The organism is Pseudonocardia sp. SID8383, assembly GCF_009864975.1.
GTDB classification, from domain to species: domain Bacteria; phylum Actinomycetota; class Actinomycetes; order Mycobacteriales; family Pseudonocardiaceae; genus Pseudonocardia; species Pseudonocardia alni.
The window spans coordinates 1-7574 of the sequence record NZ_WWFY01000624.1 but is presented as its reverse complement, the minus strand read 5'-3'; the positions used below and the strand labels follow the sequence as shown (position 1 = coordinate 7574).

Sequence of the window (7574 nt, the reverse complement as noted above, 5' to 3'; positions counted from 1 at the left end):
GGACGCCGAGCTCGCCGCCTACCACCGCGACGAGGCGGCCCGGCAGGACCGGGTCGCGGACGCCTCGCGCCCCGTCGTCCCCGACGAGCAGACCGGCGACGACGAACTCACCGGCACCTCGCCGCTCTGCCGCGCCGCGGACGTCGTCCGGCTCGGCCCGCTCACCGCGGCCGGACCGCAGTGCGACGACGACCCGTGGATCGCCGGCCAGGTCGAGGACGCGATGCGCCGCGGCGGCCTCGACCGCCCCGTCGGCTGACCCGGCCTACGGCTCGAGCACCGTCAGTCCCAGCGCCGCGCAGATCGCGCCCGCCTGGGTGGGGGAGACGATCGCCCCGCGCAGCTCGCGCGGGGTGTCCGGGGTGACCTCGCCGAGGTCGCAGCCCCGCAGGTCGGCGCCGTCGAGCCGGGTGGACCGCAGCACCGTGCCGCGCAGCCGGCACCGCTCGAACCGGACGTCGCGCAGGTCGGCGCCGGACAGGTCGGCCTCGGACAGGTCGCAGTCGGCGATCCGCAGTCCCCGCATCGCCACGTCGCGCAGGTCCGCCAGCTGCAGCGAGCAGTCGTCCAGGACGAACGACGCCGACAGCCCACGCAGTCCGCGCAGGACGGTGCCGATCATCCGGCAGCCGGTGAACCGGGTGTCGCCGAGGGTCGCCCCGGCCAGCCGGGCCCCGGACAGGTCGACCCCGCCGAGCACGGCGTCGGTCAGGTCCGCCTCACGCAGATCGGCCCCGGCCAGCGACGTCCCGGTGATCCGCGCCCGGTCCAGCCGCACGCCGCGCAGATCCGCCCCGGCGAGCGAACCGCCCCGCAGGACCAGTCCGGCGAGGTCGGTCTCCCGCAGGTCGGTCTCGTCGAGGACGGCCGAGCCGACCTCCACGCCGTCCCGGGCCGCCGCGAGCAGGTCCTCCGCCGTCGTCACCGCCGTCACGGGCGACAGCGTGGCACGGTCAGGACGCGGCGGGTGCGTCCGGGCCCACCGGCAGGCAGCGCACCGGGTTCGCGTGGGCGGGGTCGAGCGCGTTGAGCACGTGCTGCAGCGTGACCGGGTCGAACGCGACGGCGACGTGCTCGGCGAGGTCGGTGGGGCAGCCGTCCTGCAGGACGATGTTGTGCGCGCCGTCGAGCAGGCCCGAGGTGTAGGGGACGACCAGCTCGTCGTAGCGGGTGAGGATCATCGTGTAGTCGACGCCGCCGGCGCGGGGTCCGCCGTCGGAGTTCATGCGCTGCAGGAAGTCCGAGCCGTGCAGGAACTGACGGCAGGACGCGCACAGCGGGTCGAGGACGGTGCCGACGGCCGGGCCGAGGCCGAGCTGCTCGCCGGTGCGGTTGAGGAACGCCAGCCCGGCGGTTCTCGTGCCGTCCCAGAGCGGTGTCAGGCCGACGTAGCGCCGGACCTCGTCGGCGCCCCCGAGGAACCGGACGTAGTGGTTCGGCATCAGCGAACCCTCGGAGTGGCCGACGATGTCGACCTTCGCGGCACCGGTGGCCCCGCGGACCCGGTCGACGAACGCGGCGAGCTCGGCGGCGCTGTCCTCCATCGGGGCGAGCCCGCCGACCTGGGTCAGCGGCGGCGGGGCCAGGGGGTTACGGCCGTAGGTCAGGGAGAACACGCAGTAACCGCGCTGGGCCAGCTGCGGGGCCATGTAGGCCCAGTTGTTCCCCTGGTTGGCCGAGAGGCCGTGGACGAGGACGACCGGCTCCGGGTGCGCCTCCGACGGCCGGCAGCCCCAGTCGTTCGACCCGGGCGGGGAGGGGTCCAGCAGGTCCTGCACCGACGCGACCTGCTCGGGCTCCGGTGCCGCCGCCTGGGCGGGCGGGACCAGCGCGAGGCCGACCGTGCACACCGCGACCGCGATCGAGACGACCGCCGCCCACCTGCGCCGGTCGTTGCCCTGTCCAGCCACCAGCCGCCTCCTCGGATGCCGTCGTCACGAGGATCAACGACGACGGTCACCGGAGGTTGCGCACCGTCACCGGACAGGGCCGTCCGGGGGAGGGGTGGCTACTCCGTCCGATCCTGCCCGGTGCTCCCGTCCGGCTCCGTGGTCCCGTCGTGCCGGGGGACCTGGTCCTGGCGGGGACGTCCGCCGCGGCGCATGTTCCCGTTGGTGGTCCGCCGAGTCGGGTCGACCAGGCGTTTCCACTTGGCCTGGGCCGCCTGTCGGCTCGACAGCTGGGCCTGGACGGCGTCGGCGACCTCCTTCCAGGTCATCCCGCCGGCCCGCAGGGTGCGGATCAGGTCGCGCTCGTAGTAGTCGGCCAGCCGGCGCATCTCCTGCACCAGGGCGTACCAGGCGGCCGCCCCGTCGTGGGTGAGGACGCCGTCGGCCGCCCGTCCCTTCATCCCGTCCAGTTGTTCGGTGATGGACTCCCGCTTCTTCGCGATCGAGGGGTCGGCCCGTTCCAGCCAGCGCTGCGCTTCCTCGTACCTCATGATGTCAATGGTTCATTGACGCGTACGCGCGGTCAACCGTTGCGCGACACCGGCGTGTCGCGGGGGAGTGGGCCACGACGGCCGCAATGCCGCCCGCCGGCGACACCGGAGTGCCGGTCGTCGCCGGCGGGCGGCCCAGGAGGCGCTGGCAGCGCCCTGTACGGCCCTGTGCGGACCGCCGCGGTGGGGGCCCGGGCATCCCCGGCGGACACGCACGACCAGACCGGTCCTGTGCCCGCTGAACCTCCCGGATGCGGCGGACGGCGCCGGGCCCGCGGACCGATGTACCGGAGGAGGGCAGGGCGAGGCGAGGTGGATGCCCGTGGCTTCGAGGCACCGGTGGTGCTGCTGGTCCCGGGGCCGGACAACGGGGTGGCCTGTTCCTTCTACGGTCAATGTTTCATTGACGCGCTCTTCACGTCGACGAAAGGACGACACACGAACCGCCGCGACCAGGCGGAGGCCGCCCCGGGGGAGCGGCCGTCAGATCAGGGGGAGGCTGAAGCCGTCGTGGGTCCGGAGGAACCCGAGGCGCTCGTAGAACCGGTGGGCGTCGGTACGGGACCGGTCGGAGGTGAGCTGGACGAGCGCCGCGCCACGTCGACGGGCCTCGTCGACGGCGTACCGGACCATGGTCGCCCCGAGCCCGTCGCCGCGCCGGCCGGCCTCGATCCGTGCCCGCAGCGCGACGACGGCCGGCACGTCACGGGCCGTGGCCCGGCGCAGGACGGGTACGGGCACGGCGGGACCTCTCGCCGCGGGACGGCGGGGGAGCGGGCTCCGGAGAGTGTCCCGGAGTGATGTCGTGCGGCCGGGCTGGGAGTCCGCCGGGTCAGCGGTCACCATGACGGGCATGTCCCTCGACACCCGCGACCGGGCCGACGGCACCACCCCCGCCGCCGCGTCCGCTCCCGTTCCGACCGGCGGCGACCCCGTCACGGTCTCGTTCACCCGTCGCGCCGACCCCGGTCACGCCGCGGAGATGACCGCCTGGATCCGCTCCGGCCTGCTCATGGCCGAGGGGTTCCCCGGCTTCCTCGGCGGCGGCTGGGTCCGCAGCCGCGACGGCTCCGACGAGTGGCACATGCTGGCCCGCTTCGACTCCCCGGAGTCGCTCGGGCGCTGGGAGGCGAGCCCCGAGCGCCGCTGGTGGCTCGGGTCCGCCCAGGGCCTGGCGGAGATGACCCGGGCCGAGCGCCGCACCGGGATCGAGGGCTGGTTCGACCAGCCCACCGCGGTGGAGACGGCCGGCCCGCCCCAGGTCACACCGCCGCGCTGGAAGCAGGCGACGACGATCTGGCTCGTCTTCTTCCCGATGAACCTCCTGGCCACGGTGACCCTCGGCGCGCTGCTCGCGGACTGGCCCGTCGTGCCGCGGCTGGCGGTCACGACGATCGTCCTGACCCCGGTCATGGTGTACGTGATGCTGCCCTGGATCACCCGTGTGCTGGGGTGGTGGCTGCAGGGCAGGCGGTTCCGCGACCGGCACCGCGTCCCGGTGGGCTGATCACCCCCGGGGGCTCCCCGGATCACGCGGAGCGAGGCCGCTACCGTCGTTCGGTGCTCACCTCCGAAGCGACGGTCGCCGCGCCGGCTCCGGTCGACACGCTCCGCGACCGTCGACGCCTGCACTGGGCGGGCCGGCTCGGTCTCCTGGCGTTCGTGCTCGCCGTCGCGGTGCCCTTCCTGCCCGTGGTGCAGCACACGACCACGATCGTCTGGCCGTCGGTGGCGGACGGCACCGCCGACGTCAACGCGCCGCTGGTCGCGCTGCGCCCGGAGACGATGTCGGTGGTCGTCCCCGCCGACGCGATCCGCAGCCTCGACGACCGCGCCGACGGCTCCGCCACGGTGCTGTCGACCGTCCCGCCGGAGTCGCCGGAGGGCGCCCGCTCCGGGATGGTCCTGACCGTCGCCGACGGCCAGCTGGCGCTGGTCGACCGCGGCCAGCAGCTCGCGACGGCGCCGCTGCGGGCCGGCCCGTCGGAGGTCCGGATCACCTCCGACGGCACGTCCACCACGATCGACCTGGGCTCCGGGGCGCAGACCTTCGAGGGGGACCTGCGGCCGCAGGTCGTGGGGATCTACTCCGACCTGGACACCGCGCTCGACCCGACGGCCGGCACCGCGGTCCGGATCACCCCGGACACCCGCTTCGACACCAGCCCGTCGGTGTGGAAGACCGCGGCCACCGTCGTCGCCGCGGTGGCGCTGCTGGGCTCGCTGCTCGCGCTGGCCGGCGTCGACCGGCACCTGGGCCGCAGCCCGCACCGGGCGGGCCGCGACGCCATCGGCGGTCTCGCCGGGCGGTGGCCGCCGCGGCTGCGCCGCTGGTGGTCCCGTGCGAGGCCCCGGCCGATCGACCTGATCGTCACGGTGGTGCTGGTCGGGTGGGCGGCGATCGGGGGCCAGACCTCCGACGACGGGTTCACCCTCGGCATCGTCCGCGACGTCCCGACCTCGGGCTACGTCGGCAACTACTACCGCTGGTACGACGCCGCGGAGGCGCCGTTCGGCTGGTTCTACGATCTCTACGCGCTGTGGGTGCGGGTCTCGGACTCGCTGCTGTGGCTGCGGCTGCCCTCGGTGCTGATGGGGATCATGGCCTGGTGGCTGGTCTCCCGGGGCCTGCTGCCGCGCCTGGGCCGTCAGGCCCGCCGCTCGCGGGCGGCGACCTGGGCCGCCGGGATGGTGTTCCTGGCGTTCTGGATGGCCTACAACTCCGGGCTGCGGCCCGAGCCGGTCGTCGTCGTGTGCTCGCTGCTCGCCCTGGTGTGCGTGGAGCGGGCGCTGGCCCTGCAGCGGCTGCTGCCGGTCGCCCTGGGGCTGTTCGCGGCGTCGATGGCGGTCGGGGCGAACCCGGCCGGGCTGATCGCGATCGCGCCGTTCATCGCCGGCGTGCGTCCGCTGTGGCACCTGCTGTCGGCCCGGGTGCGGGCGGTCGGCGCCGTCCCCGTTCTCGCCCCGCTGCTGGCCTCCGGCACCGCGATCCTGATGATCGCCTGGGCGGACCAGAGCTGGGCAGCGGTGGTCGACTCCACCCGACTGCGGTCCGACATCGGCCCGGACTGGCCCTGGTACACCGAGATCGCCCAGCGCTACGCGCCGCTGTTCGAGGGGCTCGCGGACGGATCCATCGCCCGTCGGTTCCCGATCCTGCTGGTCATCCTCTGCCTGCTGGCGTGCGTCGTCGTGCTGATCCGGCGCAACCGGATCCCCGGTGCCGCGCTCGGGCCCGCCCAGCGCCTCATCGGCAGCACCGTGATCGCGCTGCTGATCTTCGCCCTCACCCCGACCAAGTGGACCCACCACTTCGGGGACCTGGTCGGTCTGGGCTCGGGCATGGTGGCGCTGGCCGCGATCGCCACCGGTTCGGACGTCCTGCGCTCGCTGCGCAACCGGCTCGCGTTCCTGTCCGCGGTGTTCCTGGTGGCGGCGCTGTCCGCGGCCGGGCCGAACCTGTGGTGGTACACGAACAACTGGGGTGTGCCCTGGGCCGGCGAGCAGGTCACCGTCGCCGGCTACGAACTCTCCACGATCCTGCTGCTCGTCGCGCTGCTGCTCGCCGCGGGGGCCGGGGTCGAGCACCTGCGCGGGATCCGCGAGGAGCGACACCCCGACCAGTTGGCGGGTGTCGAACGCGCGCTGGGGCGGATCCCGGTGGTCGGCCGCTGGGTCCGGGCCCGGGACTGGCGCCGCGACGCGTCATCGGCGCTGCGGGCGACCCGGCGGCTGCGGCTAACCTCGGCGCCGCTGGCGGTGCTGTGCGGGCTGCTCGTCACGTTCAACGTGTGGTCGATGGTCTCGGCCGTCCAGGACCGCTCCGGCACGTGGACGATGGGTGCCGACGCGCTGTCGCACCCGTTCGGCGGGTCCTGCGGGCTCGCCAGCCAGGTGTTCGCCGAGCGCAGGCCCGTCGACGGCGTGCTGCCCCCCGCCCCGGAGCCGACCGGGATGGCCGCGCCGGCCCGCTCCGGGCTGCTCCCGACCGTCGCGCCGCCGCCCCCGCCGGGGGAGCCGACCTCGACCCCGGCACCGCTGGCCCCGGGGGTGGTCCCCGCCAACAGCCCCGACGCGCAGCTGCTCGACCCCAACAGCGGGGGCAGCGGCTTCGTCCGCGACGGGATCCCGCCGACCGGCGGCGGCACCGGCGCCTCCGGGTTCGAATACGTCCTGTCCGGTGGGCTCGGCAGCGACGCGGCACCCGCGTTCGGCAGCTACGTGCCCCGCAGCGACCGCAACACCGGCACCCTGCGCACCCCGTGGGTGATGCTGACCGCCGAGCAGCGCGCCGGCACCACGCCGCTGGTCGTCACGGCAGCCGGGCGCCTGGGCAACGGGAACCGGCTCACCGTCCAGTACGCGACACGGTTGTCGGACGGGCGGGTCCGCGTCGTCGAGCAGACCACCCTCGACGACGGCCGGGTGGAGGAGATGCCGTGGCGCGAGCTGCGGTTCGACCTGCCCGAGACCGCCCGAGCGGCCACCGAGGTCCGGATGGTCGTGCAGGACAACTCGCTCGGCGCCGACGGCTGGCTCGCCATCGCGCCGCTGCGGGCGCCGCAGCTGGCGCCGTTGTCACAGGTCGTGGGCGACCAGCCGATGTTCCTCGAGTACCCGGTGTCGCTCGCCAGCCCGTGCCTGCACCCGTTCCGGACCTCCGGCGGCATCGCCGAGGTCCCCGCCTACCGGCTGCAGGCCGACGGCAGCCAGATGCGTGCCGACGGGGAGGGGTGGTCGTCCCCGCAGGCCGGTGGCCCACTGGGCTGGATCACCGTGATCGGCAAGCAGACCGAGCTGCCCACCTACCTCGAGGGCGACCCGGGGCGGGACTGGGGCAAGGTGCAGGCGATCCAGCCGTACCGGCCGAACGCGGTCACCCCGACCCTGGAACGTCGCGACGTGGACCGTTCCGGGCTCTACAGCTCCGGTCCGCTGCCGGCGCCGCCGCCGGGCATCCCGTCACCGAGCCGGTGACGGCGGGCCCGGGCCGGACCGGCCCGGGGAGCGGGGTCAGCCGCTGAACTCGACCGCGGGCGCCGCGGAGGACTGCCTGCGCTCCGCGGGCGCCTCGTCCCCGGTCTCGCGGTCCGGGACGGCCCGGGCTGCCGGCACGGCCTCGGCGGCGGGCTCG

The 7574-nt window shown here is 75.0% G+C and carries 6 protein-coding genes and 1 pseudogene; 3 read left to right on the top strand and 4 right to left on the bottom strand.

The genetic code is table 11. From position 1 onward, the window contains the following. Positions 1 to 259, top strand: a 259-nt coding sequence (locus GTW08_RS15250) for a hypothetical protein (protein ID WP_161152101.1), incomplete at its 5' end; no start/stop codon positions are given. Between the two features lie 6 nt (positions 260 to 265). Here GTW08_RS15250 and GTW08_RS15245 read toward each other — a convergent pair. The 4 genes and pseudogenes from GTW08_RS15245 to GTW08_RS31885 all read right to left on the bottom strand — a co-directional run. Further along, the gene (locus GTW08_RS15245; RefSeq protein ID WP_161152100.1) at positions 266 to 934 is read right to left on the bottom strand and encodes a pentapeptide repeat-containing protein; all 669 of its coding nucleotides are present in this window, start codon (positions 932 to 934) and stop codon (positions 266 to 268) included. A gap of 19 nt (positions 935 to 953) precedes the next feature. After that, entirely contained in the window at positions 954 to 1910 is a 957-nt protein-coding gene (locus tag GTW08_RS15240; RefSeq protein WP_073574867.1) for an esterase/lipase family protein, read from the bottom strand. 98 nt (positions 1911 to 2008) lie between these two features. After that, the gene (locus GTW08_RS15235; RefSeq protein ID WP_083658273.1) at positions 2009 to 2440 is read right to left on the bottom strand and encodes a hypothetical protein; all 432 of its coding nucleotides are present in this window, start codon (positions 2438 to 2440) and stop codon (positions 2009 to 2011) included. A gap of 483 nt (positions 2441 to 2923) precedes the next feature. Then, positions 2924 to 3115: pseudogene (locus tag GTW08_RS31885) on the bottom strand (GNAT family N-acetyltransferase); the annotation flags it as partial. A 178-nt stretch (positions 3116 to 3293) separates the two neighbouring features. Here GTW08_RS31885 and GTW08_RS15225 point away from each other — a divergent pair. Both GTW08_RS15225 and GTW08_RS15220 read left to right on the top strand, forming a co-directional pair. After that, positions 3294 to 3947 (top strand): antibiotic biosynthesis monooxygenase, encoded by a 654-nt coding sequence (locus tag GTW08_RS15225; protein ID WP_073575330.1) that lies wholly within the window; start codon positions 3294 to 3296, stop codon positions 3945 to 3947. A 53-nt stretch (positions 3948 to 4000) separates the two neighbouring features. Further along, positions 4001 to 7417 (top strand): arabinosyltransferase domain-containing protein, encoded by a 3417-nt coding sequence (locus GTW08_RS15220; protein ID WP_073574865.1) that lies wholly within the window; start codon positions 4001 to 4003, stop codon positions 7415 to 7417. The last annotated feature ends 157 nt before the right edge of the window (positions 7418 to 7574 follow it).

What these genes read in the sequence shown, in the direction of transcription:
- GTW08_RS15235 (WP_083658273.1), bottom strand. Translation starts at nt 2,440, where the DNA reads ATGAGGTACGAGGAAGCGCAGCGCTGGCTGGAACGGGCCGACCCCTCG.
- GTW08_RS15225 (WP_073575330.1), top strand. Translation starts at nt 3,294, where the DNA reads ATGTCCCTCGACACCCGCGACCGGGCCGACGGCACCACCCCCGCCGCC.